Consider the following 25,237-nt stretch of genomic DNA (forward strand, 5'->3'; position numbering starts at 1 on the left):
GGGGCGGTGCCTGCGGGCACCGCCCCTCCTCGCCGTCCGGGGTGGTCCTGACCACAGGAACACTTCGCTCCTTGCGCAAGCGTCGAACCTCCGGGGAGACTGGCCGCATGACCGATGCGCCGCCCCCGGAGGCCCCCTCCCCCACGGCCCCGCAGCTGGCCGCGGCGGCGAACACCTTCGCCCTGCTCGCGAGCCCGGCCCGGCTGCACCTGGTGCACCTGATGAGCACGGGCCGCTTCGACGTCGGCACGCTCGCCGAGAAGGTGGGGCTGGGCCTGCCCACCACCAGCCAGCATCTCGCCAAGCTGCGCCTGGCCGGCATCGTCACCGCCCATCGCGAGGGCCGGCACAGCTACTACTCGGTCGAGGACCCCCACGTCCTCTCCCTCGTCGAGCAGATCTTCGAGCACATCGCCCCCGACGGCTCCCTCGCCCCGGACCCTCCCCTCAAGGACCACCGCGCATGACCACCACCCCTGCCCCGCCCGCGAAGACGGACCTGCGCCCGTACGCGTGGCTGTCGATCGTCGCCGCGATCGTCACCATCGCCCTGAAGACCGGCGCCTGGGTGATGACCGACTCGGTGGGCCTGCTCTCCGATGCCGCCGAATCGACCGTGAACCTGGTCGCCGCCGTCGTCGCCCTCATCGCCCTCACCGTCGCCGCCCGGCCCGCGACCGAGCGCTTCCTCTACGGCCGCGCGAAGGCCGAGTACTTCTCCGCGGCGGTCGAGGGGATGATGATCTTCGTCGCCGCGGCGGTCATCCTGGTCACCGCGGTCGAGCGCTTCCTCAACCCGCGGCCGCTCGAGAACCTCGGCATCGGTCTGGTGATCGTGGTGATCGCCTCGCTCGTCAACGGCGGCGTGGCCCTGGTCCTGCTGCGCGCCGGCAGGAGGCACAACTCCATCACGCTGCGGGCCGACGGCAAGCACCTCATGACCGACGTCGTCACCAGCGCCGGCGTGCTGGTGGGCGTGGGCCTGGTGGCGCTGACCGGCTGGGAGCGGCTGGACGCCCTGGTCGCCTTCGCCGTGGGCGTGAACATCATCGTCACCGGCATCGGCCTGCTCACCGAGTCCGTCTCCGGACTGCTGGACAAGGCCCTGCCGGACGAGGACCACGAGATCATCACCGAGGTGCTGCGCCGCCGCACCGACGGCACGATCACCTTCCACGGCCTGCAGACCCGCGAGGCCGGCCAGCAGAAGTACATGAACGTGCACGTCCTGGTGCCCGACGACTGGACGGTCAAGCACGGTCACGACTACATCGAGGACCTCGAGGACGAGCTGCGCCGCTGCCTGCCGGACCTCACCGTCCTGACCCATCTGGAGCCGATCTCCGACCCCGCCTCCTATGCGGACATCCCCGAGCAGCACGTCCCGATCCACGGCGACGACCACGACCCGACGCGGCCGCCGTCGGGTCCGGCAGCCTCGTGAGCCGCCGGCCGGTAACGCCCGCACGCCCCGATCTCTTCCCGCCCGTCGGCCCTCGATCGCGTGATCCTTCCCCGCCCCGCGGCCCTCTCCGAGGAGCCCCGCGCGTGGCTAGGCTCGACTCATGAGCACCCCGCACGTCCCCCTGTCGATCCTCGATCTCGTCCCCCTCAGCGAAGGGCAGGACGCCCGTGAGGGGATCGAGAGCTCGATGCGGGCGGCGCAGGCCGCGGACCGCTCCGGATACCTCCGCTACTGGTACGCCGAGCACCACAACACCGAGTCCCTCGCCTCCAGCGCCACGAGCCTGCTGATCGACCGCGCCGCCTCCCTCACCGAGCGGATCCGCGTGGGCTCCGGCGGGATCATGCTGCCCAACCACTCCCCGCTCGCGGTCATCGAGCAGTTCGGCACCCTGGTCCGGTTCCACGGGGAGCGCATCGACCTGGGGCTCGGACGCGCCCCCGGCACCGACCAGTACACGGCGCAGCTGCTGGCCCGCACCTCCGCGGAGCCGGGCGCCTTCATCGCCGCCGTCGAGCAGATGCGCGACTGGTCCCGGGCCGAGCCCAGCGGGCAGCTGCCCATCCGCGCCGCCGTCGCCGAGGGCACCGAGGTGCCGATGTGGATCCTGGGCTCCACCACCAACGGGGCGCGCCTCGCCGCGCAGCTCGGGATGCCGTTCTCGGTCGCCTCCCACTTCGCGCCCTTCCAGTACCTCCAGGCGCTGCAGGTGTACCGGGAGACCTTCGACGCCGCCGGGAGCGAGGCCGCGCAGATCGAGCGACCGCACACCATGGTGGGCGTCAACGTCGTCGTCGCCCCCACCGACGCGGAGGCCGAGCACCTGTTCACCACCAACGTCCAGCAGTTCCTGGGCGTGGTGACCGGGCAGCGGATGAAGACCCAGCCGCCGCGGGATCTCGAGGGCCGCTACCCCGAGCACCTCATGCAGCAGGTCGAGCAGACCCTCTCGATCCGCGCCGTGGGCTCCCCGTCCACCGTGGTCTCGCAGCTCGAGGCGATCGTCGAGGCCACCGGGGCGGACGAGCTGATCCTCACCGCGAACTACTTCGATCCCGAGCACCGCATCCGCGGCATCGAGCTGCTGGCCGAGGCCTGGGGCGTCTGACGCAGCCGCGCTGTGACGCTCGCGTGGTCGCTCGCCGCGCGCCCGTCGAGCGTCGGGACCTGCGCTGCGTACTGCTCGACGGCGAGGCCCCGGGAGAGGATCCAGTCGATCCGGACGCCGCCCGGCTCCGGCGGGCCGTAGTCGGGGAAGGTGCCGATGTCCTCCCCGGCGCGCGCGGCGGCGACGTCATGGGCGTCCTCGAGGCCGGTGCCGCGCAGCACCCGCCACGGCGCGCTGTCGCCGCCGGCCGCGTTGAAATCTCCCAGGAGCACGACGGGCGCGCCGTCCGCGACCGCGCCGAGGCGCTCGGCCAGCAGCGCCGCACCCTCCGCGCGAGCGCGCTCGCCGGCGTGGTCGAGGTGCGTCACGGCGAGCACGAGCTCCTGCCCGCTCGCACGATCGAGCACCCGCGCCTGGACGGCGATGCGCGGGCAGTGCCCGTCCCAGCCGCGGGAGCCGATGAGGGCGGGCTGCTCGGAGAGCCAGAACTGCTCCCAGTCCAGCACCTCGAAGCGCTCGCGCCGCAGGAACAGCAGGTTGTGCTCACCGCGCCCGCCGCCGTCGCGGCCGATGCCCAGTCGCAGATGGGTGCCCTCCAGAACCTCGTCGAGGACAGGGATCTGGACCGGGAGCACCTCCTGGGTGCCGATGACGTCGGCATCGATCGCGCGCAGCAGGTGGGCGAGCACCGGAGCCCGCTGCTCCCAGTGGTCGGCCTCGCCGGGTCGAGTCTGCGGGCGGTGGCAGCGGATGTTCTGGGTGAGGACCGTGAGGGAGGGCGCAGAGGCGTCGAAGGGGCTCATCGCTCCATCCTGGCCCATCGCGAACGTCCCGACATGGCAACAGTTGTGGTCGGAGCGCGCGAGGGTCGCCGCGCCCGTCGCATACTGGCGGGATGAATCCTCTGGTCCTGCAGTCCGATTTCGGCCTCGACGACGGCGCGGTGAGCGCGATGTACGGCGTCGCCGTCGGCGTCGACCCCGCGCTGCGCATCCACGATCTGACGCACAACATCCCGCCCTACGACATCTGGGAGGGGTCCTACCGGCTCGCCCAGGTGCTCACCTACTGGCCCGAGGGCACGGTCTTCGTCTCCGTGGTGGACCCCGGGGTGGGGTCGGACCGTCTGTCCGTCGTGGCCCGCACGAGGACCGGCCATTACGTGGTCACCCCGGACAACGGCACCCTCACCCATCTCGAGGACATCTTCGGCATCGCCGAGGTGCGGGAGATCGACGAGACGAGGAACCGCCGCCCCGGCTCCGAGGAGTCCTACACCTTCCACGGCCGGGACATCTACGCGTTCACCGGGGCCCGGCTCGCCTCCGGCGCCACCACCTTCGCGGACGTCGGCCGATCCCTGGACCCGGCGCAGCTGGTGCGACTCCCCGTCACGGCGCCGGCGCGCCGCGGTGACGCGGTCGAGGGCACCATCGACACCCTCGACGTGCGCTACGGCTCGCTGTGGACCTCGATCCCGCGCACCCTGTTCCGGGAGCTCGGCGTCGAGCGCGGCGACCGCGTGACCGTGCGGGTGCGCCACCACGACACCGTGGTGCACGCCGCCCAGGTCACCTACGCCCACAGCTTCGCCGCCGTGGAGGTGGGCGAGTCCCTGCTCTACGTGAACTCCCTGGACCGCATGGCGATCGCCATCAACCGGGGTCACTACGCCCGCGCCTTCTCGCTCGGCACCGGAGCCTCCTGGCACGTGACCCTGGTCCCCGTGCGCTGAGAGCATCCCGAGCTCCCCTCCGACCCGAAGGACATCCCATGACCCGCTCCCCCTCCGCGGTGACCCAGGTGGTCGCCATCGGCATCGGCGCCGCCCTCTTCTTCGTGCTGGGGCGCTTCGTCGCGATCCCGACGCCGGTCCCCAACACCTCGATCTCCATCCAGTACGCGATCCTCGCCGTGTTCGCCGTGCTCTACGGCCCGTGGGTCGGCGCCCTCGCCGGCTTCATCGGCCACCTGCTCATCGATGCCACCGGATACGGCATCTGGATCTCCTGGGAGCTCGCGTCCGGCGTGTTCGGCCTGGTGGTGGGACTGCTGCTGCTGAGGAACGCGATCGGCGACGGCGAGTTCACCCGGGCCACCGCGGCGCGGTTCTCGCTGGCCGTGGTGCTCGCCAATGCCGTGGCCTGGCTGCTGGTGGCCCCGCTGGGAGACCTCCTGATCTACTCCGAGCCGGCGAACAAGGTGTGGACGCAGGGCGCGCTCGCCTTCGTCTCCAACTCGATCACCGCCTGCGTGCTGGGCACCGTCATCCTCTCGGTCTACGCCCGCACCCGCACCAGGACCGGTTCGCTGAGCCACGACCGGTGAGCGCGGCGAGCACCGGCGCCGAGGGGGCGGACGACCGCGGGGAGGTGCTGATCGAGCTCGCGGGGTACTCCTTCCAGTACCGCGCCCAGTCCGAGCCGACCCTCCGCGACATCGACCTCACGGTGCGCCGCGGGGAGAAGATCGCCGTCGTCGGCGCCTCCGGCTCCGGCAAGTCCACGCTGATCAGCGCCATCAACGGGCTCATCCCCCACCGACATCGCGGCACCGCCGAGGGGCTGGTGCGAGTGCTCGGGAAGGACCCCGCGGCCGTGCCCCTGGTGGAGACCGCCTCGGGAGTCGGCACCGTGCTGCAGGACAGCAACAGCCAGTTCGTCGGCCTCACCGTCGCCGAGGACATCGCCTTCAGCCTCGAGAACCAGGAGGTCCCCCGGGACCGGATGCCGCCGCAGATCGACCGGGCCGCGGAGCTCGCGGGGATCGGGGACCGCCTGGCGGAGTCGCCGCAGCGCCTCTCCGGCGGGCAGAAGCAGCGCGTGGCGGTCGCCGGGGTGCTGGTGGACGACGTCGAGGTGCTGCTCTTCGACGAGCCGCTGGCGAACCTCGATCCCGCCACGGGGCGACGGGCCGTCGAGCTGATCGACGATCTGCACCGCGAGCACGGCAGGACGATCGTGATCGTCGAGCACCGCCTCGAGGACGTCCTGCACCGCGGGGTCGATCGGATCGTCCTCATGGCCGAGGGGCGCATCGTCGCCGACGCCCCGCCCGACGAGATCCTCGCCTCGGGGGTGCTCGAGGAGCACGGCATCCGCCCGCCCCTCCACGTGGCCGCCCTGCGCTACGCCGGGACGCCCGTCACCGCCTGCCAGCATCCCGCCCGCGGCACGGACATCGCGCTGTCCGAGGAGCAGATCGCCGCGGTGCGCACCTGGGTGGCCGACGGGCGCCTGGACCCGCGCCCGGGGACCTCCCACACTGTCGACGGAGCGGCCACCGCCCTGGATCTGCGCGACGTGCGCTGCGAGATCCCCGTCGGCCCCGAGCGCAGCGCCGTCGTGCTGCACGGCCTCACCGCCCGCGTCCGGCGCGGCGAGATGATCGGCGTGCTCGGCTCCAACGGCGCCGGGAAGTCGACCCTCGCCCGCGTGATCTGCGGCTTCGAGGAGCTCACCGGCGGGCAGCTGCGGATCGGGGTGGCCGATGCGAGCTCCTGGAGCCTCGCCGAGCGGGGCGAGCACGTGGGCTTCGTGCTGCAGGAGCCGGGCCAGATGATCTCCCAGCCCCTCGTGACGGACGAGATCGCCCTGGGCCTGCGCGCGCGGGGCCTGCCCGAGGAGGAGATCGCCGCGCGGATCACGACGGTCGTCGAGGCCTGCGGGCTGAGCGCCTTCCGCTCCTGGCCCGTCTCCGCCCTCAGCCATGGACAGCGCAAGCGCGTGACCATCGCCTCCGTGCTCGCGCTGGACCCGGAGGTGCTGATCCTCGACGAGCCCACCGCCGGCCAGGACTACGCGCACTACACCGAGTTCATGGATTTCCTGCGCTCCCTGAACGAAACGGGCACCACCGTCCTGCTCATCACCCACGACATGCACCTCGCCCTCGAGCACACCGATCGGGTCCTGGTCCTGTCCGCGGGCGAGCTGCTGGCGGACGCGGATCCCGCCGTGGTGCTCACCGATCCGGAGCTGGCACGGCGCGCGGATCTCGTGACGACGGGCCTGCACGATCTGGCGCAGCGCTGCGGCCTGGCCGAGCCCGACGCCCTCGTCCACCGCTTCGTCGCCGTGGACCGCGCCAGCCGGGAGGAGCGTCGATGACCACTCCGGTGCTGGGATACATCGACCGTCGCGGACCCCTCCACGCCCTGTCCGGGGTCTCCAAGCTGGTGCTCGCCCTGGGCGTGGTGCTCGGGGCGATGCTCGGCTTCGACGTCCGCTATCTCGCGGTCGTGGCGGCCGGTTCGATCGTCCTGTGGGGCGTCTCCCGGGTGCGGGTGCGGGACCTGGCGGTGGTGATCTGGCTCATCGCGATCTTCATGACCCTCAACAACATCGGGATCTTCCTGTTCGCGCCGGGCTACGGGACCGAGCTGTTCGGCACCCGGCACGTCCTGGTGGACGGCCCGTGGCGCTGGGACCTCACGAGCGAGCAGCTCTTCTACCAGCTCGCCGTCACCCTGAAGTACGTCGCGGTGCTCCCCTCCGTGCTGCTGTTCGTGGCGACCACCCGCCCCCCGGAGTTCGCCTCCTCGCTGGCTCGGATCGGGGTGCCGTACCGGATCGCGTACTCCGTCTCGCTGGCGCTGCGGTACATCCCCGACGTGCAGCGGGAGTTCCGCACCATCTCCCAGGCGCAGCAGGCGAGAGGGCTGGACACCACCCGCGGGGCGGGACTGCGCACGCGCCTGCGCAACCTCACCTCGGTGCTGATGCCGCTGCTGCTGGGCACCTTCGACCGCATCGAGTCGATCTCCTCGGCGATGGAGCTGCGCGGCTTCGGGCGCGGGCGGCGGCGCACCTGGCTGGTGAGCACACCGCTGCGCACGCCCGACGTGCTCCTCATGGTCGTCGCGGCGGTGCTGGTCGCGGTGCCGGCCGTGCTGCTGGTCGTCAACGGGGGACGGTTCTGGAACCCGTTCGTGTAGCGGGCGGGCCCGCCGGGATCATTCGGCGGACATCCCCAGCAGGTCGGGGAGGAACATCGTGATCTGCGGGACGAACATGATCAGCAGCAGGCCGATCACCAGCGGCACGTAGAAGACCACCAGGCGCCGGATCACCGGCTCCACCTTGAGGCGTCCCACCCTCGCGCCGACGAACAGGATCACGCCGACCGGCGGGGTGATCGTGCCCAGGCACAGGTTGAAGGTCATCATGAGGCCGAAGTGGATCGGATCCACCCCCAGCTCCATCGCGACCGGCAGGAAGATCGGGGTGAAGATGAGGATCGCCGGAGTGGGGTCCATGAACATGCCCACCGCGAGCAGGGCCACCATCATCAGCAGCAGTACGACCACCGGCGAGGACGAGACGCCCAGCAGCGCGGTGGAGATGAGCTGCGGGATGGTCGCGTAGGCCAGCACCCAGCCCAGCACGCTGGAGACGGCGATCAGCAGCATCACCACACCGGTGGTGCGGGTGGCGGACAGGATCACCGCCGGCAGCTTCTTCACCGTCAGCTCCCGGTACAGGAAGCCCAGCACGAGCGAGTACACCACGGCGATCACCGCGGACTCGGTGGCGGTGAAGATCCCGCCCACCAGGCCGCCGATGACGATCACCATCATGAGCACCGCCGGCACGGCGGACAGCAGGGTCCTCAGCGCGAGGGCGAGGGTGAGCCGGCCGCGGGCGGCGCCGTCGTCCGATCCCACCATCGCAGGGCGCCGCCGGCTGGCGATCCACACCATCGCCAGGCAGGCCAGCATCCACACCGCGCCCGGGCCGTATCCGGCGGCGAACAGCGTCGCCACGGAGGTCGAGGACGCCAGGGAGTACACGATCAGCGTGTTCGACGGCGGGACGAGCATGCCCGAGGGGGCGGAGGCCACGTTCACGGCGGCGGCGAAGGCGGGATCGTAGCCCTCCTTGCGCTGGCGGGGCGTGATGATGCCGCCGACCGCCGCGGCCGAGGCCACTGCCGCGCCCGACACCGAGCCGAACAGGGCGTTGGCGACCACGTTGGTCTGGGCGAGGGAGGCGGGCATGCGACCCACGAGGACCTTCGCCGCGTCGATCAAACGGGCCGCCACCCCGCCGGTGTTCATGAGCTGCCCGGCGAGCACGAAGAACGGGATCGCGAGCAGGGAGAAGGAGTTCGCGCCGGTGAACATGCGCTGGGCGGAGACGAAGACGGCCGGCTCCGCGCCGACCACGGCGACGAGGGCCACCACCGAGGGCAGTCCGATGGCGATCGCGATCGGAGCACCGATGGCGATGAGGATGATGATGCCGATGATCAGGATGATGCCGGCGAGCATCGCGGGGTCCATGGTCAGCGCTCCTTCTCGTCGTCGCGACGGCTGTCGGGCTCGCGGACGACGGTCGCCGCCGCGGCGGCACCTGCGAGCTCCGCCGCCTCGTCGTCGGTCTGCTCGAGGGGCGCGAGATCGTCGCCGCGCACCGCGAGCACCAGGTCCTGCGCAGCGAGCAGGGCGATCAGCACACCGGCGACGGGCAGGGCGAGGTACATCGGGCCGACGGCGAAGGGGAAGCCGGGGATCGCCTGGTCCCAGGACATCGACATGCCGCGGATCCCGCCCCAGACCATGCCCAGCAGGGCGAAGGCGAGGGTCGAGGCCTGCACGAGGACCCGCAGCGCGCGACGGGCCGCGGCGGGGACGCGATCGGCGACGACGTCGACCGCGATGTGGCCGCGCTCCCCGAAGACCAGGGTGGCCGCGAAGAGGCTCAGCCACACGAACATGTACTGCGCGGTGACCGAGGTCCAGTCGCTGGGCGCGCCGAGCACCTGGCGGGTGAACACCTGCCAGACGACCACCGCCACCAGCACCGAGAACAGCGCGATGCACAGCACCTTGAGGACCGCGAGCAGTCCCTCCCGCATCCGGATCACGACGCTCCCCCGTCCTCGGCGACGGCGCGGATCGCCTCGTACAGCGCCAGGTCCTCGGGATCCTCGAGGATCGACAGGCCGGTCTCGGAGATGATCGGCCCGAAGGCCTCGGGATCGGGATCCGTGATCTCGACGCCGTTCTCGAGCATCTCCTCGGTGGCGGCCTCCGTCTCCTGCTTCCAGATCTCCACGAACTCGCTCTGGGTCTCCTCCCACGCCGCCCGCAGCGCCTGCTCGTCCCGGGGCTCCATCTCCTCGAGCAGATCGGTGCTGGCGAGCAGGAAGTCGAAGCCGACGAGGTGGTTCGTCCTCGTGTAATGGCCGGCCACCTCGTAGTGGCGCTGGGTGACGTAGGAGATCTCGTTGTTCTCCGCGCCGTCGAGGACGCCGGCCTGGAGCGCCGTGTAGACCTCGCTGTAGGCGAGCGGGGTGGGGACTCCCCCGATGTTCCGGATGAGACGGAGGAAGATCTCGGACTCCTGCACGCGGATCTTCATCCCGGCGAGGTCCTCGGGGGACTCGATCGGCCCGCCGACGGTGTACAGGTGGCGGCCGCCCTGCGTGTACCCGCCGAGCACGGTCAGGCGCATGTCCGGCTCGAGGGAGGCGAAGAGGTCGCCGACGATCGACTCGTCGAGCATCACCCGGTTCTGGTGGTCGATGTCGTCGAAGGCGCCGGGGACGTTCATGGGCAGGAAGCGCGGCGAGGAGTTCTCGATCTGGGTGCCGGAGATGACGGCCATGTCGATCGCACCGTCGGAGACCAGCTGGACGGTCTCCTGCTGGTCGCCGAGTGAGTTGTTGGCGTAGACGCGGGCGCCGTAGCGGCCGTCGGTCGCCTCGGCGATCCGCTCGCCGAAGGTCACCAGGGAGCCATAGCTGGGGTGGGATTCCGCCTGGCCCAGCGAGATGGACAGGACGCGGTCCACGTCCGCCATCACCCCCTGCGAGGGGGTGCAGCCGCCCAGCAGGGCGGCTCCGAGGCCGGCGGCGGGCACGGCCGCCAGGAAGCCCCGTCGGTCTATCGCTCTCCCGCCGGGGGTTCGGGGGCCGGCGCCGGAGCGCGCGGCTCCTCGACGGCGATGCACTGGTGCTCGCACAGCATTCCTCCTCGAACGGGCGCACCGGCGGGTGGCGTTCAGGGCGCGGGCGGCGCGCTCTGGCTCCCTGCCGGAGGGGGCGGGACTCCTGTCCTTCGGAGCCCGGGCCGTGCGCGATGCGGTGGACGCACCACGCAGGCGTCCTGGAGAGGGCAGCTGTGCCCGACGGCACCAGTGCCCGGTCGCACCGCGGTGACGACCGCGCTCAGAGTGTCAGAGCGCGAGATCACTCCTTCAGCGCTTGCCGGAGGTTGCCTCACCGTGCGGAAGAGACCGGTTCTCGGTCCTGACCTGCATGGACGTGACACATCGCCGAGGACGGGGCGCCCCGACGGAGACGCACCCCACATCGCGGCGCGCGGCGGATCGGGGCGACGATCGTCCTCAGCGCGCGGCGAGGACCTCCCGCAGCGCCGCGAGCGTGGCGGGGATCCCCTCCCGCGCGGCGGCCTGGCGCACGGCGATCTCCTCCTCGGCACGGTCCCCGTAGCGCTCGGCGAAGACGGCCTCGAGGTACTCGGTGGTGCGCGTGTACTCGGTCAGCTCGGTGCCGCCTGGGACCTCGCGGAGACGGAATCCCCATTCGGCCCGGCCGGGGCCGACGGACCACGCGAAGTGCTCGCCGGGGACATCGGCGATGACCTCTGAGGTGGTGCTCCACTCCCGCTCGGGGGTGCGGTTGTCACCGGTGAACCGGGCGCCGACGCCGCGGGCGTCGGAATCCCACCGGCAGCGGTAGCACTGCTGGCTCCACTCCCCCGTGCGGGTCACGTCGCTGATGACGGCATAGACCTCCATCGGGGAGGCGGGGATGACGAGGGATTCCTGGAGCGCGTAGGTCATGGCGCCATTCTTCACCGCGAGGGGCCGTGCCGTGCGAGATGGCCACCATGCGGGGTGGTCAGGGTGGGTCGTTGCCGGGGGTGTCGTGGTGGTGGCGGGTGGCGCGGCGGTGTCGGAGTCGGTTCGTGAACAGGGGTGGGGTGGTGGAGGTGCCTCGGGCGCCGTGGGGGCTGGTCCAACGCCAGCCCGTCGGCGTGGAGGTGCTGGGCGGCGGCGTCTCGTCGCTGGTGGTGGTCGTCTCCGACGCCGGGTCTCCGTTGAGGGGTGTGAGGGTCCAGAGGCCGTGTTCTTTGAGGTAGTTGCAGCGGGCGCAGAGTCCTTGGCCGTTGGCGTAGCTGGTGACCCCGCCGGCGTGGACGGGGGTGGCGTGGTCGGTGTGTCGGATCCTGGCGTTGCACCACGGTGTCCGGCAGGTCTCGTCCCGCCACCGGATCATCCGCGCCAACCCGGTCGTGAACGCACGAGCGCGGGATTCCATCGCGACCAGCTGCCCACTGGACGGGCAGGTGTACAGACGGCGGAACACCGCCGAGACCTCCCGATCCGGATGAGCCTCCCCACGACGAGGGAGGTGGCCGGGTGGGCGCCCCAGCAGGGTGTCGCTGACGATATGGGCGGGCAGCGCACCGTAGCCTTCGAGTTTCGCGCACTGGCCGTCGTCGCGATCGAGGAGAGCGGTGTCGGTGATGACGATCCCGACATCCAGCCCCGGCCCCGCACTGTGCTGATCGTCCGTGCCGGTCAGGACTGCGTCGACGAGCGCATCGGCCTCCAGCGCGGGCACCGGGTCCTTCGCTCCCGCAGCCCGGGCCACTTCGGCGCGGGTGTGGAGGGTCTTCATCATGGCGGTGGCCTCGATGGCGCGCAGCACTGCCGACACCCGCGCCATCCCATCAGCCAGCGGCGTCATCGTCACATGCCGAGCCCGGGCAGCACGCTCAGCCCTCGCGCGGGAGGTACCGGGCTCGAGATGCTGGATCAACTGCTGAATATCCGAGCGCAACCGTCCACGGCTCTTCCCGTGCAGCGCCTCCGGGTGCTCGCCGATCATCCGATCCACCTCCCCGCACGTCTCCGGCGACGCCGCATCGAGAGACCGGGCCACGGTCTGGGCCTGCAGGGTCGTGACGGCCCCGGTCTGGAGGGCGTCGAGCAGCTCCGGCATGGTCTGGACCATCCGCCGCGCCGCGGCCAGGGAGAACGACGACGCCGCCGGAGAGACACGGCGGGCCAGCGCGATCTCCTGCGCCGTCCCCTTCCCCCGCGACCGCGCCGCGACACCAGCCTCACGATCGGCGTGGTGGATCCGCTGCTGGGTCGCGACCTGCCACCGCGCATCGAGCGCCGCCAGCGAGGCGCTGAGGTGGTCGATCCCCGCCACCACCGCCAGGCCCTCCGCGGGACTGTCCGGCGCGGTGTCGGGGAGGGGGTCGCGCACGGAGCTGGTGGTGGTGAACGCCGTGACCACTGCTGCCGTCACCTCTGCCAGCAGCAGCCGCGCCGAGTCGCTGGCCTCCACTCCAGCCAGGAGCTCGGCGGCCGCGGTGAGGGCGTCCTGCGTCGCGCCGCCACCGGGGCGGGGCGTGTCCCCGTCACCGGTGTGGCTGCTGTGCGCAGAACGGAACTCATCCATACCCACCACCCTACGAACACCCCCGACAATCGAACAGACAGACGAGCATTCTGTGGATAACCACCAGGTGTGGAGGAACCGTCACCGCAGCGTTCCCCACTCCGCGACGATGCTCCGGTCGGCGAGGGAGGGGCGAACTGCTCACGGGGAGACCCCTTCCCCCGTTTCACCTGCGATGACCCCTCTGCAGCCCACGAGCGACCTGCCGCACCCCGGACGAGCGGTCCGGTCCGGTGCACCGCGCCGGCTCCCGCGCGGGAATGGACACCCCGATCCACGATCACCCGAGAAGAACACCGACCACGAATGCCGGCGACCCCCATATCCACCCTCGTCGGCACCCCGATCCGACGCCCACCACCCCACCGCCCCGCCTCCCCGGACACGGCAACGGGCCCCGACCCTCCGGAGAGGATCGGGGCCCGTGACGCTCGGGTGGGAGCGACGCGATCAGCCGTGAGGCTGGATCACATCATGCCGCCCATGCCACCCATGCCGCCCATGCCGCCCATGTCGTCGCCGCCGCCGGCCGGAGCGGGCTCCGGCTTGTCGGCCACGACGGCCTCGGTGGTGAGGAACAGGCCCGCGATGGACGCCGCGTTCTGCAGCGCGGAGCGGGTCACCTTGACCGGGTCGATGATGCCGGCGGCGACCAGGTCCTCGTACTCGCCGGTGGCCGCGTTCAGACCCTGGCCCACGGGGAGGTGCTTGACCTTCTCGGCCACGACGCCGCCCTCGAGACCGGCGTTGATCGCGATCTGCTTGAGCGGGGCCTCGACGGCGACCTTGACGATGTTCGCACCGGTGGACTCGTCGCCCACCAGCTCGAGCGTCGGGAAGGTGTCCGCGCCGGCCTGCAGCAGCGCCACGCCGCCACCGGCGACGACGCCCTCGTCCACGGCGGCCTTGGCGTTGCGCACGGCATCCTCGATGCGGTGCTTGCGCTCCTTGAGCTCCACCTCGGTGGCGGCGCCGGCCTTGATGACGGCCACGCCGCCGGCCAGCTTCGCGAGACGCTCCTGGAGCTTCTCGCGATCGTAGTCCGAGTCGGAGTTCTCGATCTCGGTGCGGATCTGCGAGACGCGGCCGGCGATGCGCTCGGCGTCGCCGGTGCCCTCGACGATGGTGGTCTCGTCCTTGGTGACGACGATCTTGCGCGCCTGGCCCAGCAGCTCCAGGCCCGCGGTCTCGAGCTTGAGGCCGACTTCCTCGGAGATGACCTGGCCGCCGGTCAGGATGGCCATGTCCTCGAGCATCGCCTTGCGGCGGTCACCGAAGCCCGGGGCCTTGACGGCCACGGACTTGAAGGAGCCCTTGAGCTTGTTGACGACGAGCACCGCCAGGGCCTCGCCCTCGACGTCCTCGGCGATGATCGCGAGCGGCTTGCCGGCCTGGATGACCTTCTCCAGCAGCGGCAGCAGGTCCTTGACCGAGGACACCTTGGAGGAGAGCAGGAGGATGTAGGGATCCTCGAGCACCGTCTCCTGGCGATCGGCGTCGGTGACGAAGTACGGGGAGATGAAGCCCTTGTCGAACCGCATGCCCTCGGTGAGCTCCAGCTCGAGGCCCATGGTGTTGGACTCCTCGACCGTGATCACGCCCTCCTTGCCGACCTTGTCGAGGGCCTCGGCGATGAGCTCGCCGATGGCCGGGTCGGCCGCGGAGATGGCGGCGGTGGAGGCGATCTGCTCCTTGGTCTCGATCTCCTTGGCCTGCACGAGCAGGGTCTGGGAGACCGCGGCCACGGCCTTGTCGATGCCGCGCTTGAGCGCGATCGGGTTGGCGCCGGCGGCGACGTTGCGCAGGCCCTCCTTGACCAGGGCCTGGGCGAGGACGGTGGCGGTGGTGGTGCCGTCGCCCGCGATGTCGTCCGTCTTCTTGGCGACCTCCTTGACGAGCTCGGCGCCGATCTTCTCGTAGGGATCGTCGAGTTCGATCTCCTTGGCGATGGACACGCCGTCGTTGGTGATGGTGGGGGCGCCCCAGGACTTCTCGAGCACGACGTTGCGACCCTTGGGGCCGAGGGTGACCTTGACGGCGTCGGCGAGCTGGTTCATTCCCCGCTCGAGGCCGCGCCGGGCCTCCTCGTCGTAAGAGATGAGCTTGGCCATTGTGGAATCTCTCCCGTGTGGTGTGGTGTCCACCCGACCCAGTGCCCGCGACGGACGAGAGCCGACGCCGTGTTCATGTCCCACGGCGCCGACCCCCTCACGGGGCCGGAATGTTCGTGGCCGGCGAAGCGGTGGACCGCTTCCCGATCTGGCACCCGCCTCCCGGGAGCGCAGCGCGCGAGGCGCTGTCACTCTCGATCGACGAGTGCCAGATCATCATAAGCACTCGGAGGCGGAGAGTGCTAACCCTCCACGGATCGGATGGGCCGCACCGGACAGATCTCGCGCAGAGCGCACGACCGCCCGCGGGCCGCGCGCCCCGGAGGGCGGACGGCGCGCGGGCGGCGGGCTCTGCGAACGGTGGGAAGGCGCCGTGCGGCGGAGGGCCTCAGCCCTCGGCCTCCTCGCCCTCGGATCCGGGCTCGGAGACCGCGACGAAGGTGATCGGCGCCTCGTACTCGTCGCTCTGCCGGGCCTCGCCGGCACCGACCTGCTCGGCGAGCGCCTGGGCGCTGTCGGCATCCGCCTCGTCGCGGTAGAAGACCACGGGCTCCTCCTGGAGGTTGTCCGCGGTGGCGACCGAGACGTCCTCCCAGCCCTGACCCTCGAGCTCGCCCTGCCAGGTGCCGGCCAGCCCGTTGATGCCGCCGGCGTTGACGACGGTCACGGGGGTGGTGAGGTCCGGCTCGGGCGCGGGCTCCTCCTCGGCGGCCCCCTCCTCGGCGGGCGCCTCGCTGCCCTCGGACTGCGCGGCGGTGGTGGGGTCCTCCGCGCGCTCGTCACCGTCGCCGCCCATCCCGCCGATGATGAACAGGAGCACGACGAGCAGCACCACGGCCGCGCCGATGATGATGAGGTACAGCAGGTTCTGACGCCAGAACGGCTCCTCGGCGCGGTGGGCGCCGTGGAAGGTCACGGCGTCCGCCTCGTCGTCGAAACGGTCCGGCGGGTACGGATACTGGGAATCAGCCACGGCCCCATTAAACCTGCTCCGCGCCCCGGGGAGGCGGAGCACACGCCCTGCCCGGGCGTGGTTCAGGCGACGCGATCGGTGTCGACGGCGGTCGCCGGACCGTCCTCGGAGGTGCGCCGCCCCCGCAGGCGATGGACGAGGGCCGGTGCCGCGCGCAGGGCGTCGGGATCGTCCAGGAGGGCGTTCAACCGCACGTAGTAGGCGACCTTGGACACGCCGATCTCCTCGCGGATGGCCCGCTCCTTCGCCCCCACGTAGCGGAAGGTCCGGCTCTCGAGCGCGAGGATCCGCCGGTCCCGCTCGGTCAGCCCGCCCCGGGCCACCGGGAGTGAGGGATCGGACACGGCCGCGGGAGTGTCGTCGTCGGCCCCAGGGGTCGCGGCCGACGGGACGGCGGCCCTCGCGGCGCGGGCGGCGCCGTCGGTCGGGCGAGCAGGGTCCACAGGCATCCTCCGAGCGTACGCCGGGCGCCGAGGGGCCGACGGGCGGCGCGCCGCCGACCGGAGCCGGATGGAAGACTGCTCACATGTCGAAGCCGCTCACCGAGATCATCAGCGCCGACTGGGCCGAGGCCCTCTCCCCCGCGGAGGACCGCCTCCACGCCCTCGGCGAGTTCCTGCGCACCGAGAACGAGGCCGGACGGGGGTACCTCCCCGCCGGCGACCTCGTGCTGCGCGCCTTCACCCGGCCGATGTCCGAGGTCCGGGTGCTCGTGGTGGGCCAGGACCCCTACCCGACCCCCGGGCACGCCATCGGCCTCTCGTTCGCGGTGGAGCAGCACGTCCGGCCGCTGCCGCGCTCCCTGACCAACATCTACGCCGAGCTCGAGAGCGACCTCGGCATCCCGCCGGCCCCGCACGGCGACCTCACCGCGTGGCAGGACCAGGGGGTGCTGCTGCTGAACCGTGTGCTCAGCGTGTCCCCGGGCGCTCCCGCCTCCCACCGACGACGCGGCTGGGAGGACATCACGGAGCTCGCGATCCGGGAACTGGTGGCTCGGGGCGGCCCGCTGGTCGCGGTCCTCTGGGGTCGCGACGCCCAGTCGCTGGTGCCGATGCTGGGCGACGTCCCGCATCTCGCGAGCCCGCACCCCAGCCCGCTCTCGGCGTCCCGCGGCTTCTTCGGCTCCCGCCCGTTCTCCCGGGCGAACGCGCTGCTCGAGCAGCAGGGCGCACAGCCTGTCGACTGGCGCGTGGTCCGCTGAGCGGCGACGCTCACTCCGGCGCGGTGGTCCAGGTCCAGCTGTCCAGGATCGTGCGCAGCGCGGGGCTGATCTCGGCGGCGCCGTGGGTCTCGACGACGATCTGCAGCACCTTGCCGTCGATGTCGGCGCAGTAGATCTCGCTGACCGCGTCCTGATCGGCGTGGGTCCCGGAGACCCGCCAGGCCACCAGCTCCTCGCCGCCGACGGTCACCGGATCGAGGGCCTCGGGGTCCTCGGAGACGTCCCAGAAGGTCCCGAGCCAGATGGCCCCCATCTCGCACTCGGCCTGGGCGTGGAGGTCTCCGTCGAAGACGTACACGGTCAGGGAGTTGGGCGCGTAGACGTCGTACTCCTCCGGAGGGATCTCCTCGTCGGCGATCTCCAGCACCTGCCCCGCGTCCGCGTCGTCGGACGTCTCCTCGATGCGGAACCAGGTGGAGGGGTAGCTCAGCGCGAAGTACTCCTCGGAGTGCTCGGCGAGCGCCGGCTCGGTCGTCGCCGTTCCGCTCCCACCGTCCCGGGTGGCCAGGTGGATGATGCCGCCGGTGACCGCCACCAGCAGCAGCACGATCACGAGCCCTGCGCAACCCAGCGCCACCCACAGCCCGGCGCGGGAGCGGCGCGGCGGCTCCGCGGGTCCCTGCGCCGGTGGGCCCCATGACGCCCCCGGCGAGCCTCCCTGCCCCTGGTACGGCTGCCCCATGGCCCCTCCTGGCGATCCCGCTCGTCCCGAGGGCTTCGTCCCCCGGCGCCCGGGGCGTCCCCGGGCACAGGGCCATCGTACGGATCCTCACGACTCCGGGTGCGTGCCTCGTCACACCGCACCGCGGTCGATCCCGCGCTCCTCGATCACCGGAATCCCCGCAGGCGAGTGCCCAGGAGCGCCCCTGTGACGCCCTCCCGGGGCGGATGCGCACCCCGTCCGACGAGCGGGTTACGCCGGGTCCTCGTCCGGGTGCGTATGTCATTCTCTGGGCTCGATGCGCCGCCCCGGCCGGGAGCGGAGCGAGCCCGGCGCCGACGGCGCACCACGTCAGGAAGGGAGAGTGCGGTGGCAGAGCCCCGTTCAGCAGCGGAGGAGGCCGGCGATCCGAGCACCGCTCCGGAGCGCCTCATCGAGCTCACCGAATCACGTCCGCAGCTGCACCGCCTGCTGGTGCTGAACCCCTCGACCCCCGAGGTCGCACGGGAGTGGATCCTGGCGACCGACCCCTGGGCGCGAGAGGCCTACGACGCGCACCGCGCGGCCGGGCAGGATGCCGCGGACGAGGACGAGGGGCCGGCGACCGAGGAGCACCCCGTGCAGCGGCCGCGTCTGACCCCCACCTCAGCTCCCGCCTGGGAGGACATCCCCGACGAGCCCGTCTGGGGCGACTTCCTCGGCGCCTCGACCCCGCTGCCGGCGGGCCCCGACCAGTCCCCGATCCTCACCCCGCCCTCGGCCGAGTCCCACGGCGTGCGCATCGCCGACACCGACGCCGTGGTGCCGCTCGGCCCCGCCCCGTCGGTCGACCCGACGCCGACGGCGGCGATGCCGATCGCCGCCCACCCCGACAGCGCACCCGCGCGCCCCGAGGAGCCCGCCGAGGGCTCGCGACGCCGCGGTCCGCTGCTCTGGGGCGCGGGCCTGGGCTGCCTCCTGCTCGCGATCGTGCTGCTCCTCGCCGCCGTCTTCGCGGGCCGCGCCCTCCTCGGCGGGAACGAGGAGGCGGCACCCTCCCCGACCACCGCCGCGACCACCGAGGAGCCGACGGACGAGGCGACCACGCCCAGTGAGGAGCCCACCACCGCGGAGGAGACGACGCCCCCGGACCCGGTCTCCCCCGCTCCCGAGGGCGCGATCGAGCTCAGGGCGATCGCCTCCCCCACCGGGAACATCACCTGCAGCCTGTCCGAGGACTCCGTCGGCTGCACCCTCGGCTCCCACGACTTCTCCGGCAGCGGCAGCGCGGACTGCGACGACGACGCCTTCTCGATCGGGGTCAGCGAATCGGAGGCGCGGCTCGCCTGTGGGAGCACCTACGGGGGGCCGGACGCGCAGACCCTCGAGTACGGGGAGAGCGCCATCTACGGCGACATGGCCTGCACCAGCCGTTCCACCGGGATGACCTGCTGGAACACCATGACCGGCAAGGGATTCATGGTCAACCGGGCGTCGTACACGACGATCTGAGAGGCGCTGCGCCCGTCCGACGGAGAACGGTGCGGATCTGATCCGGATCGAGCCGGCGGATGGAACGGATCCGCACCATTCTCGGAGGCTCTCCCGTGTCCGAGCAGGCCGAGAGGCCCGACCCCGGGGCTGAACGGGGGCGGGCCTCTCGGCCTATCGAGCCAGGCCACGGCCATACTTGACCGTGCCGGGGCGGAGAGCTGGAGACGAGATTCGAACTCGCAACCGCCTGTTTACAAGACAGGTGCGCTACCGTTGCGCCACTCCAGCGGGAGGGGCTGGCCGATGCCTCGGCCAGCCCCGACAGTGTAGAGGGAGTCCGCTCAGCCCTCGCCGGCGTCGGACGCCGCGGAGCCCTCGCCGGCGTCCCGGACGGCCTGGGCGAGAGCGCCCTCGGTGGCCCAGTCCTGGAACTCGGTGCCGTCGATCTCGACGTACGGCGTGCCGCCGCCGTTCTCCTCGCCGTAGGGGTCGGAGACCTCCTTGACCCAGCGCTCGTAGGTGCCGTCGGACATGCAGGACTCGACCGCGTCCGAGGCCCCGGCCTCCTGCGCGTAGCCCCAGATCTGCTCGTCGTCGAGACCGGCCGAGCCCTCGGCGGGCTGGTTCTCGAACATCAGCTGCTGGAAGGGCAGGACGTTGGCGGGATCGTCCTCGTAGACGCACACCATGGCGGCCGCTGCGCGGGAGGAGTAGTCCCCGGAGCTGGACTGGGTGTCCAGGAAACGACGCGGCACCAGGTGCACGGTGGCCTCCTCGTCGGCGACCAGCTGCTCCAGGTCCGCACCGTTGATGTCCTCGAACTGGCCGCAGTAGGGGCACATGAAGTCGAGATGGACCTCCAGCACCGGCGCGCCCGAGTCCTCCGGGGCGCCCAGCGACAGGTAGGGCTGATCCGCGCTCATCCCCTCGGGGACCGCCACCGGGCCCTCGGGCTGCGCCGACCGGTAGATCAGGAAGCCGATGCCGCCGGCGATCACGAGCGCGACCACCGTGATCGCCGCGATCACCACCGTGCGCACCGAGCGCTGGCGCTTCAGCTCCGCGTGGCGCTGCTGGCGCAGGGCCTCGCGCTGTGCTTCGCGGCGCTCCTGCGCCGACTGGGACGAACCGGACGCGGCCATGGAATCTCCTCGCCCCCGCTCCGGGGCTCACGTGGATGACAGATCGCAGCGAGTTTAGCGGCCCGCACCTGGGCGCGCCGGGGCCGGATGGGGGACCTCACGCACCCGGCGGCGCAGCATCGCCGGTCAGCGGCGCCACAGGGCGATGTCGTCCAGGCTCGGCCAGGCGTAGAAGGGGAAGAGATCGACCATGCCCGCGCGGGTGAGGAGCGTGAAGACCACCGCGCCCAGCATCGCCAGCAGCAGCACCTGCACCACGGCGCCCCAGACCAGGTCCGGGGCCGCGGCGTCGAGCATCCGATGCGCTCCGTTGCGGGTGGTGCGGCTGCCCAGCCCCACCCAGGTGATCAGCAGGGTGATCGTCAGCGCGGTGGCATAGGGGATGCCGTCGGGCGGCGGCGTGCCCTGCAGCAGCGTCCACGAGGCGTCCAGCGCGATCCCCACGAGCATGCCGAGGATCAGGGGGAAGAGCGCCTGCAGGACGATCTCGACCAGGCCCTGCAGCACGCGGAAGGGACTCGCGAGGCCGGCGCGCCACAGCGGTGCGCTGCCCGTGGCCCCGCGCAGCCTCTGCGCGGTCACGGCCTGATGGGATCGCTCCCAAGCCCGGGCCAGGGCTCCGAGCAGCAGGAGACCTGCCAGCGCGACGTAGGGGACCACCGCCGCGAGGGCGATCAGCAGGAGGTGCCCGGTCCAGACCAGCAGCGGTCGCCGCGGCGGCGGCACCGGCATCCCCCAGGCCCCCGGCACCGGGGCGCCCTGCGGCCACGGCTGCGCGAGGCCCTGCTGCGGCGGCATCGGCTGCGGCGGCATCGGCTGCGGCTGCTGCTGCTGCAGCGGCGCGTACTGGCGCGGCGGCTGCTGCTGCGGCGCGGGGAACGGCTGGACCGGATGCTCGACGACCGGCTGCTGGAGGGTCGGGGCGGGCCGCTGCGGCGGCTCGGGCGGGAGCACCGGGAACGCCCTGGTGGGGGTCCTCGTCACCGGCAGCGCCTCGGTGACCGGCTCCTCCTCGTACCGGGGCAGCGTCTCGGTGGGCGGCTCGGCCGGGGTGGTCGCGGCCGGCAGGGCCTCGGTGGGCGGCTCGGCGTCGACGGGTTCCGGCGCGGTGTCGTCGGCCGCGCCCGCCGCCGCGGCCCCCGCCACGGGGAGGACCGCCGTGCGGGGCCCGGCGTCGAGGGCCTCGGTCTCCCCGGGGTCGGGGTAGTGGCTGAGGTCGAGGTCCGCGAGGCGCGCCAGCAGGTCCTCCGGCGCGGGACGCTGCGCGGGGTCCGAGGTCAGGGCGGCGCGCAGCCAGTCCCCGAGCTCGCTCGGGGTGCCCTCGAGGTCGATCTCCCCCCGCTCGGCCCGCAGGAACACGAGGTCCGCGCGCCCGCTGCCGAAGGGCTCACGTCCCGTCGCGGCGAAGGCGAGCAGCGCCGCCCACGCCCACCAGTCGCCCGCCTCGCCGGAACGGTCGGTGCGGATCACCTCCGGGTCGAGGTACGCGGCGGTGCCCATCACCAGCCCGGTGGAGGTCATGCGGGACTCCTCGGCGGCGAGTGCGATCCCGAAGTCGATGATCACCGGGTCCAGGTGGTCGCCGTCCGGATCGAAGCCGGCCAGATCCCCCTCTCCCGCCCCGCGCAGCAGCACGTTCGAGGGTTTGAGGTCGCGGTGGATCACGCCGGAGGCATGGATCGCGCGCAGCGCCTCCCCCAGCACCAGACCGATCTCGCGCACCGCCTCGGGATGCAGACCGCCGTGCCCCCGCACCGCCTCCTCGAGGGTCGGTCCCGGCACGAACTCGGTGACCACGAAGGCCTCCGGCGAGTCCAGCTCCGCATCGACGATCCGCACGATGTTGTCGTTGCGCACCAGCTTCTGCGCCGCGACCTCCCGCCCCAGCCGCTCCCGGGCCCGGGGGTCGTCGGAGATCTCGTGGCGCAGCAGCTTGATGGCGACGTCATTGCCGTCGGCATCGTGCGCGCGGTAGACGATGCCCATCCCGCCGGCGCCGATCCGGTCCAGGATCTCGTACCCCGACTCCTCGGCGAGCTCCCGCAACCGCGGGTCGCGGCGGGGACGGGAGGAGGATCGGGACTCGGCCATGGACGCCATGCTACGAGGACGCGGTGCGCGGACGCGTCCGCTTCACCGCTCCCCCACAGGGTCTCCCCGCCTCCCGCGGGCGGCGCGGCCGTGAGACGATCGGGACGCGGCGCGGTGGGCGCCGCAGGTCGAGCCGGCCGCCCGGCTCCCGACAGGAAGGTCCCGGCCCATGCGTTCGAACCTGTTCGATGCGGTCAACCAGGAGCGCCAGACCACCGAGCGGTGGGCGCTGCAGTCCGACAGGATGCTGCGCTGCGCGCTCACCCCGCAGTCGCCCGAGATCATCTCCTCGCAGGGCGCGATGGTCGCCTATCAGGGCCAGATGGACTTCTCCTACCAGAGCTCCGGCGGCGGGATGCGGATGCTCAAGAAGATGGCCTCCGGCGAGGGCGGCAACATGATGCGCACCCGCGGGCAGGGAGAGATCTTCTTCGCCCGCGCCGCCGACCAGATCTTCCTGATCCAGCTCGAGGGCGAGGCCCTCACTCTGAACACGAAGAGCATGCTCGCCTTCGACGGCTCGCTCGAGTGGGACATCCGCTCCCTGGGCGGCGCGGCCTTCATGGCCGGCGGGCTGTTCAACCTGGTCCTCCAGGGGCACGGCATGGTCGCGGTGACCTCCGACGGGCCGCCGATGCTGCTGGACTGCTCGCAGCAGCCCACCTTCGTGGACCCCCAGGCCGCGGTGTGCTGGTCCGCGAACCTCCAGCCGCAGATCAAGAACGACTTCAAGATGGGCTCGCTGATCGGCCGCGGCTCCGGCGAGTCCTTCCAGCTCGGCTTCCACGGACCGGGCTTCGTGGTGGTCCAGCCCTCCGAGGGCTTCCACCCGATCACCGGCTCCTGAGGCCGCGGGGCGGCCGGCGCCGCACGGCGTCACACTGTTCACAGAGACGAGGCCGTGTGGAATTCCGCGTATACAGTGGTGCGGAAATCGTTGCTCTGCGGTGCGCCTGTCCTCACCACGGGATGACGCGCCCGAACCCGGCGCTCCGCGCCACGAGACCGAGGTGAGATGTCCTCCTCCCAGCAGCCCTTCCGCCTGGCCGTCATCGGTTCCGGCCCCGCCGGGGTCTACGCCGCCGAGACCCTGCTGCGCTCCGCGCCGGTCAAGAGCGGTGAGCTCGAGGTCTCGATCGACCTCTTCGACCAGCTCCCCGCACCCTTCGGACTGATCCGCTACGGGGTCGCGCCCGACCACCCGCGGATCAAGGGCATCATCACCGCCCTGCACCGGATCCTGGGCCGCGGCGACATCCGCTTCCTCGGCGACGTCGAGTTCGGCACCGACCTGACCGCCGAGGACCTGCGCACCCACTACGACGCCGTCATCTTCGCCACCGGCGCCCTCAAGGACGCGGACCTCCCCGTCCCGGGCGTCGAGCTCGAGGGCTCCCACGGCGCCGCCGACTTCGTCGCCTGGTACGACGGCAACCCGGACTACCCCCGCACCTGGGAGCTCGATGCCGAGCAGGTCGCGGTCATCGGCAACGGCAATGTGGCCCTCGACGTCGCCCGCGTGCTCTCCAAGAGCGCCGACGAGCTGCTGCGCACCGAGATCCCCGAGAACGTCCACACCGGTCTCAAGGACGCGCGCACCACCGACGTGCACGTCTTCGGCCGCCGCGGACCCGCCCAGACGAAGTTCTCGCCGCTCGAGGCGCGCGAGCTCGCCCACCCCCAGGGCCTGCAGGTCGTCATGGATCCGCGCGACCTCGAGCAGATCACCGAGGCCCAGTGGGAGGCGATCCGCTCGGACAAGCGCACCGATCAGGTCGTCCAGACCTTCGTCGGCTGGCTCGAGGAGCAGCAGCGCCGCGAGGCCGCCGGCGAGGAGCCCACCGATCGCGAGGGCCGCCCGGTGCAGCGCCGGCTGCACATGCACTTCTGGCACCGCCCGGTCGAGATCCTGGGCGAGGACGGCTCCGTCACCGGCATGCGCTTCGAGCGCACCCACCTCGACGAGGAGGGCACCCTCCAGGGCACCGGCGAGTTCGTCGACTACGAGCTGGGCGCCGTCTACCGCGCCGTGGGCTACCACGGCTCCCCGCTGCCGGGCATCCCCTACGACCCGCAGCGCGGCGTCCTGCACAACGCCGCCGGCCGCGTCACCGAGGCCGACGGCACCGTGATCCCCGGCGTCTACGCCAACGGCTGGATCAAGCGCGGCCCCGTCGGGCTGATCGGCGCCACCAAGTCCGATGCGATCGAGACCATCGCCTGCGTGCTCGAGGACATCGACGCCGGCGTGCTCGCCCCGGCGCCCGTCCGGGACGACGAGGCGATCCTGCGCCTGCTCGAGGACCGGGGCGTGGAGTACACGACCTGGGACGGCTGGATGGCCCTGGACGCGCACGAGCAGTCCCTCGGCGCCGCGGCGGTGGACGCCGACGGTGAGCCGCGTGCGCGCATCAAGGTCGTCGAGCGCGAGGAGATGGTCCGCGTCTCCCGCGACGCCGTGCAGGAGCCGTCTCGCGCCTGATCGCCTGATCGCCTGAACACTGCGGGCCCGGGACCTCCGTCGAGGTCCCGGGCCCGCAGTGTT

General features: G+C 72.0%; 23 protein-coding genes and 1 tRNA gene. 11 read left to right on the forward strand and 13 right to left on the reverse strand.

What is annotated here, in order from left to right:
- The first annotated feature begins 107 nt into the window (after nt 1-107).
- From CXH06_RS10180 to CXH06_RS10190, 3 genes are all read left to right on the forward strand, one after another.
- Complete coding sequence (locus tag CXH06_RS10180) at nt 108-467, forward strand: helix-turn-helix transcriptional regulator (RefSeq protein ID WP_114855080.1); 360 nt, start codon at nt 108-110, stop codon at nt 465-467.
- Complete coding sequence (locus tag CXH06_RS10185) at nt 464-1,444, forward strand: cation diffusion facilitator family transporter (protein WP_114855081.1); 981 nt, start codon at nt 464-466, stop codon at nt 1,442-1,444. The genes CXH06_RS10180 and CXH06_RS10185 overlap by 4 nt, the downstream gene beginning before the upstream one ends.
- A 121-nt stretch (nt 1,445-1,565) precedes the next feature.
- Nucleotides 1,566-2,573 carry an LLM class flavin-dependent oxidoreductase gene (locus CXH06_RS10190; protein ID WP_114855082.1) on the forward strand — a complete coding sequence of 336 codons (1,008 nt, stop codon included), beginning with the start codon at nt 1,566-1,568 and terminating at the stop codon, nt 2,571-2,573.
- Here CXH06_RS10190 and CXH06_RS10195 read toward each other — a convergent pair.
- A complete protein-coding gene (locus CXH06_RS10195) occupies nt 2,510-3,376 on the reverse strand; it encodes an endonuclease/exonuclease/phosphatase family protein (protein WP_114855083.1) in 867 nt (288 codons plus the stop codon). The genes CXH06_RS10190 and CXH06_RS10195 overlap by 64 nt on opposite strands.
- Nucleotides 3,377-3,468: 92 nt before the next feature.
- Between CXH06_RS10195 and CXH06_RS10200 the strand changes: the two genes are divergently transcribed.
- Genes CXH06_RS10200 through CXH06_RS10215 form a run of 4 tightly spaced genes read left to right on the forward strand, consistent with a single transcriptional unit; the run spans nt 3,469 to nt 7,509 of the window.
- Nucleotides 3,469-4,308: an S-adenosyl-l-methionine hydroxide adenosyltransferase family protein gene (locus tag CXH06_RS10200; protein ID WP_114855084.1), complete on the forward strand. Its 840-nt coding sequence runs from the start codon at nt 3,469-3,471 to the stop codon at nt 4,306-4,308.
- 38 nt (nt 4,309-4,346) lie between these two features.
- Nucleotides 4,347-4,901 carry an ECF-type riboflavin transporter substrate-binding protein gene (locus tag CXH06_RS10205; protein WP_114855085.1) on the forward strand — a complete coding sequence of 185 codons (555 nt, stop codon included), beginning with the start codon at nt 4,347-4,349 and terminating at the stop codon, nt 4,899-4,901.
- Nucleotides 4,898-6,682: an ABC transporter ATP-binding protein gene (locus tag CXH06_RS10210; protein ID WP_232820303.1), complete on the forward strand. Its 1,785-nt coding sequence runs from the start codon at nt 4,898-4,900 to the stop codon at nt 6,680-6,682. Before CXH06_RS10205 ends, CXH06_RS10210 begins: the two co-directional genes overlap by 4 nt.
- Complete coding sequence (locus tag CXH06_RS10215) at nt 6,679-7,509, forward strand: energy-coupling factor transporter transmembrane protein EcfT (RefSeq protein WP_114855086.1); 831 nt, start codon at nt 6,679-6,681, stop codon at nt 7,507-7,509. Before CXH06_RS10210 ends, CXH06_RS10215 begins: the two co-directional genes overlap by 4 nt.
- A gap of 18 nt (nt 7,510-7,527) precedes the next feature.
- Here the strand turns inward: CXH06_RS10215 and CXH06_RS10220 are convergent, their stop codons facing one another.
- The 8 genes from CXH06_RS10220 to CXH06_RS10255 all read right to left on the reverse strand — a co-directional run bounded on the left by CXH06_RS10220 (nt 7,528) and on the right by CXH06_RS10255 (nt 16,549).
- Nucleotides 7,528-8,856, reverse strand: a complete 1,329-nt coding sequence (locus tag CXH06_RS10220) for a TRAP transporter large permease (RefSeq protein ID WP_114855087.1) — start codon at nt 8,854-8,856, stop codon at nt 7,528-7,530.
- Nucleotides 8,857-8,858: 2 nt separating this feature from the next.
- On the reverse strand, nt 8,859-9,431 hold the full coding sequence (locus CXH06_RS10225; RefSeq protein WP_114855182.1) for a TRAP transporter small permease: 573 nt from the start codon (nt 9,429-9,431) through the stop codon (nt 8,859-8,861).
- 5 nt (nt 9,432-9,436) lie between these two features.
- Nucleotides 9,437-10,438 carry a TRAP transporter substrate-binding protein gene (locus CXH06_RS10230; protein ID WP_232820304.1) on the reverse strand — a complete coding sequence of 334 codons (1,002 nt, stop codon included), beginning with the start codon at nt 10,436-10,438 and terminating at the stop codon, nt 9,437-9,439.
- Nucleotides 10,439-10,924: 486 nt separating this feature from the next.
- Complete coding sequence (locus CXH06_RS10235; RefSeq protein WP_114855088.1) at nt 10,925-11,383, reverse strand: SRPBCC family protein; 459 nt, start codon at nt 11,381-11,383, stop codon at nt 10,925-10,927.
- A 58-nt stretch (nt 11,384-11,441) separates the two neighbouring features.
- Entirely contained in the window at nt 11,442-13,016 is a 1,575-nt protein-coding gene (locus CXH06_RS10240; RefSeq protein ID WP_114855089.1) for an HNH endonuclease, read from the reverse strand.
- Nucleotides 13,017-13,483: 467 nt separating this feature from the next.
- Nucleotides 13,484-15,127, reverse strand: a complete 1,644-nt coding sequence (gene groL / locus CXH06_RS10245) for a chaperonin GroEL (protein ID WP_114855090.1) — start codon at nt 15,125-15,127, stop codon at nt 13,484-13,486.
- A gap of 388 nt (nt 15,128-15,515) precedes the next feature.
- Nucleotides 15,516-16,100 carry a LytR C-terminal domain-containing protein gene (locus CXH06_RS10250; RefSeq protein ID WP_114855091.1) on the reverse strand — a complete coding sequence of 195 codons (585 nt, stop codon included), beginning with the start codon at nt 16,098-16,100 and terminating at the stop codon, nt 15,516-15,518.
- Between the two features lie 62 nt (nt 16,101-16,162).
- Nucleotides 16,163-16,549, reverse strand: a complete 387-nt coding sequence (locus CXH06_RS10255; protein WP_114855092.1) for a DUF3263 domain-containing protein — start codon at nt 16,547-16,549, stop codon at nt 16,163-16,165.
- A gap of 77 nt (nt 16,550-16,626) precedes the next feature.
- Between CXH06_RS10255 and CXH06_RS10260 the strand changes: the two genes are divergently transcribed.
- Nucleotides 16,627-17,304: a uracil-DNA glycosylase gene (locus CXH06_RS10260; protein WP_114855093.1), complete on the forward strand. Its 678-nt coding sequence runs from the start codon at nt 16,627-16,629 to the stop codon at nt 17,302-17,304.
- Nucleotides 17,305-17,314: 10 nt separating this feature from the next.
- On the opposite strand, the gene CXH06_RS10265 is transcribed toward CXH06_RS10260, so the two are convergent.
- Nucleotides 17,315-18,007, reverse strand: a complete 693-nt coding sequence (locus tag CXH06_RS10265) for a hypothetical protein (protein WP_157975694.1) — start codon at nt 18,005-18,007, stop codon at nt 17,315-17,317.
- A 348-nt stretch (nt 18,008-18,355) separates the two neighbouring features.
- Between CXH06_RS10265 and CXH06_RS10270 the strand changes: the two genes are divergently transcribed.
- A complete protein-coding gene (locus CXH06_RS10270) occupies nt 18,356-19,477 on the forward strand; it encodes a hypothetical protein (protein WP_114855095.1) in 1,122 nt (373 codons plus the stop codon).
- A gap of 198 nt (nt 19,478-19,675) precedes the next feature.
- Here the strand turns inward: CXH06_RS10270 and CXH06_RS10275 are convergent.
- The 3 genes from CXH06_RS10275 to CXH06_RS10285 all read right to left on the reverse strand — a co-directional run bounded on the left by CXH06_RS10275 (nt 19,676) and on the right by CXH06_RS10285 (nt 22,692).
- Nucleotides 19,676-19,747, reverse strand: a tRNA-Thr gene (locus CXH06_RS10275).
- A 53-nt stretch (nt 19,748-19,800) separates the two neighbouring features.
- Complete coding sequence (locus tag CXH06_RS10280) at nt 19,801-20,601, reverse strand: thioredoxin domain-containing protein (protein WP_114855096.1); 801 nt, start codon at nt 20,599-20,601, stop codon at nt 19,801-19,803.
- A 126-nt stretch (nt 20,602-20,727) separates the two neighbouring features.
- Nucleotides 20,728-22,692 carry a serine/threonine-protein kinase gene (locus CXH06_RS10285; RefSeq protein ID WP_114855184.1) on the reverse strand — a complete coding sequence of 655 codons (1,965 nt, stop codon included), beginning with the start codon at nt 22,690-22,692 and terminating at the stop codon, nt 20,728-20,730.
- Between the two features lie 169 nt (nt 22,693-22,861).
- On the opposite strand from CXH06_RS10285, the gene CXH06_RS10290 reads away from it, so the two are divergent.
- Together CXH06_RS10290 and CXH06_RS10295 are read left to right on the forward strand one after the other, a co-directional pair.
- Complete coding sequence (locus tag CXH06_RS10290) at nt 22,862-23,539, forward strand: AIM24 family protein (protein ID WP_114855097.1); 678 nt, start codon at nt 22,862-22,864, stop codon at nt 23,537-23,539.
- A 168-nt stretch (nt 23,540-23,707) separates the two neighbouring features.
- The gene (locus tag CXH06_RS10295) at nt 23,708-25,174 is read left to right on the forward strand and encodes an FAD-dependent oxidoreductase (RefSeq protein ID WP_114855098.1); all 1,467 of its coding nucleotides are present in this window, start codon (nt 23,708-23,710) and stop codon (nt 25,172-25,174) included.
- The last annotated feature ends 63 nt before the right edge of the window (nt 25,175-25,237 follow it).

Origin of the sequence: Brachybacterium sp. YJGR34 (assembly GCF_003347015.1) — a bacterium.
Taxonomy (GTDB): Bacteria; Actinomycetota; Actinomycetes; order Actinomycetales; family Dermabacteraceae; genus Brachybacterium.

What these genes read in the sequence shown, in the direction of transcription:
- CXH06_RS10195 (WP_114855083.1), bottom strand. Translation starts at nt 3,376, where the DNA reads ATGAGCCCCTTCGACGCCTCTGCGCCCTCCCTCACGGTCCTCACCCAG.
- CXH06_RS10190 (WP_114855082.1), top strand. Translation starts at nt 1,566, where the DNA reads ATGAGCACCCCGCACGTCCCCCTGTCGATCCTCGATCTCGTCCCCCTC.
- CXH06_RS10225 (WP_114855182.1), bottom strand. Translation starts at nt 9,431, where the DNA reads ATGCGGGAGGGACTGCTCGCGGTCCTCAAGGTGCTGTGCATCGCGCTG.
- CXH06_RS10215 (WP_114855086.1), top strand. Translation starts at nt 6,679, where the DNA reads ATGACCACTCCGGTGCTGGGATACATCGACCGTCGCGGACCCCTCCAC.
- CXH06_RS10235 (WP_114855088.1), bottom strand. Translation starts at nt 11,383, where the DNA reads ATGACCTACGCGCTCCAGGAATCCCTCGTCATCCCCGCCTCCCCGATG.
- CXH06_RS10295 (WP_114855098.1), top strand. Translation starts at nt 23,708, where the DNA reads ATGTCCTCCTCCCAGCAGCCCTTCCGCCTGGCCGTCATCGGTTCCGGC.
- CXH06_RS10220 (WP_114855087.1), bottom strand. Translation starts at nt 8,856, where the DNA reads ATGGACCCCGCGATGCTCGCCGGCATCATCCTGATCATCGGCATCATC.
- CXH06_RS10185 (WP_114855081.1), top strand. Translation starts at nt 464, where the DNA reads ATGACCACCACCCCTGCCCCGCCCGCGAAGACGGACCTGCGCCCGTAC.
- CXH06_RS10265 (WP_157975694.1), bottom strand. Translation starts at nt 18,007, where the DNA reads ATGGGGCAGCCGTACCAGGGGCAGGGAGGCTCGCCGGGGGCGTCATGG.
- CXH06_RS10285 (WP_114855184.1), bottom strand. Translation starts at nt 22,692, where the DNA reads ATGGCCGAGTCCCGATCCTCCTCCCGTCCCCGCCGCGACCCGCGGTTG.
- CXH06_RS10200 (WP_114855084.1), top strand. Translation starts at nt 3,469, where the DNA reads ATGAATCCTCTGGTCCTGCAGTCCGATTTCGGCCTCGACGACGGCGCG.
- CXH06_RS10260 (WP_114855093.1), top strand. Translation starts at nt 16,627, where the DNA reads ATGTCGAAGCCGCTCACCGAGATCATCAGCGCCGACTGGGCCGAGGCC.
- CXH06_RS10255 (WP_114855092.1), bottom strand. Translation starts at nt 16,549, where the DNA reads ATGCCTGTGGACCCTGCTCGCCCGACCGACGGCGCCGCCCGCGCCGCG.
- CXH06_RS10280 (WP_114855096.1), bottom strand. Translation starts at nt 20,601, where the DNA reads ATGGCCGCGTCCGGTTCGTCCCAGTCGGCGCAGGAGCGCCGCGAAGCA.
- CXH06_RS10240 (WP_114855089.1), bottom strand. Translation starts at nt 13,016, where the DNA reads ATGGATGAGTTCCGTTCTGCGCACAGCAGCCACACCGGTGACGGGGAC.
- CXH06_RS10205 (WP_114855085.1), top strand. Translation starts at nt 4,347, where the DNA reads ATGACCCGCTCCCCCTCCGCGGTGACCCAGGTGGTCGCCATCGGCATC.
- groL (WP_114855090.1), bottom strand. Translation starts at nt 15,127, where the DNA reads ATGGCCAAGCTCATCTCTTACGACGAGGAGGCCCGGCGCGGCCTCGAG.
- CXH06_RS10180 (WP_114855080.1), top strand. Translation starts at nt 108, where the DNA reads ATGACCGATGCGCCGCCCCCGGAGGCCCCCTCCCCCACGGCCCCGCAG.
- CXH06_RS10290 (WP_114855097.1), top strand. Translation starts at nt 22,862, where the DNA reads ATGCGTTCGAACCTGTTCGATGCGGTCAACCAGGAGCGCCAGACCACC.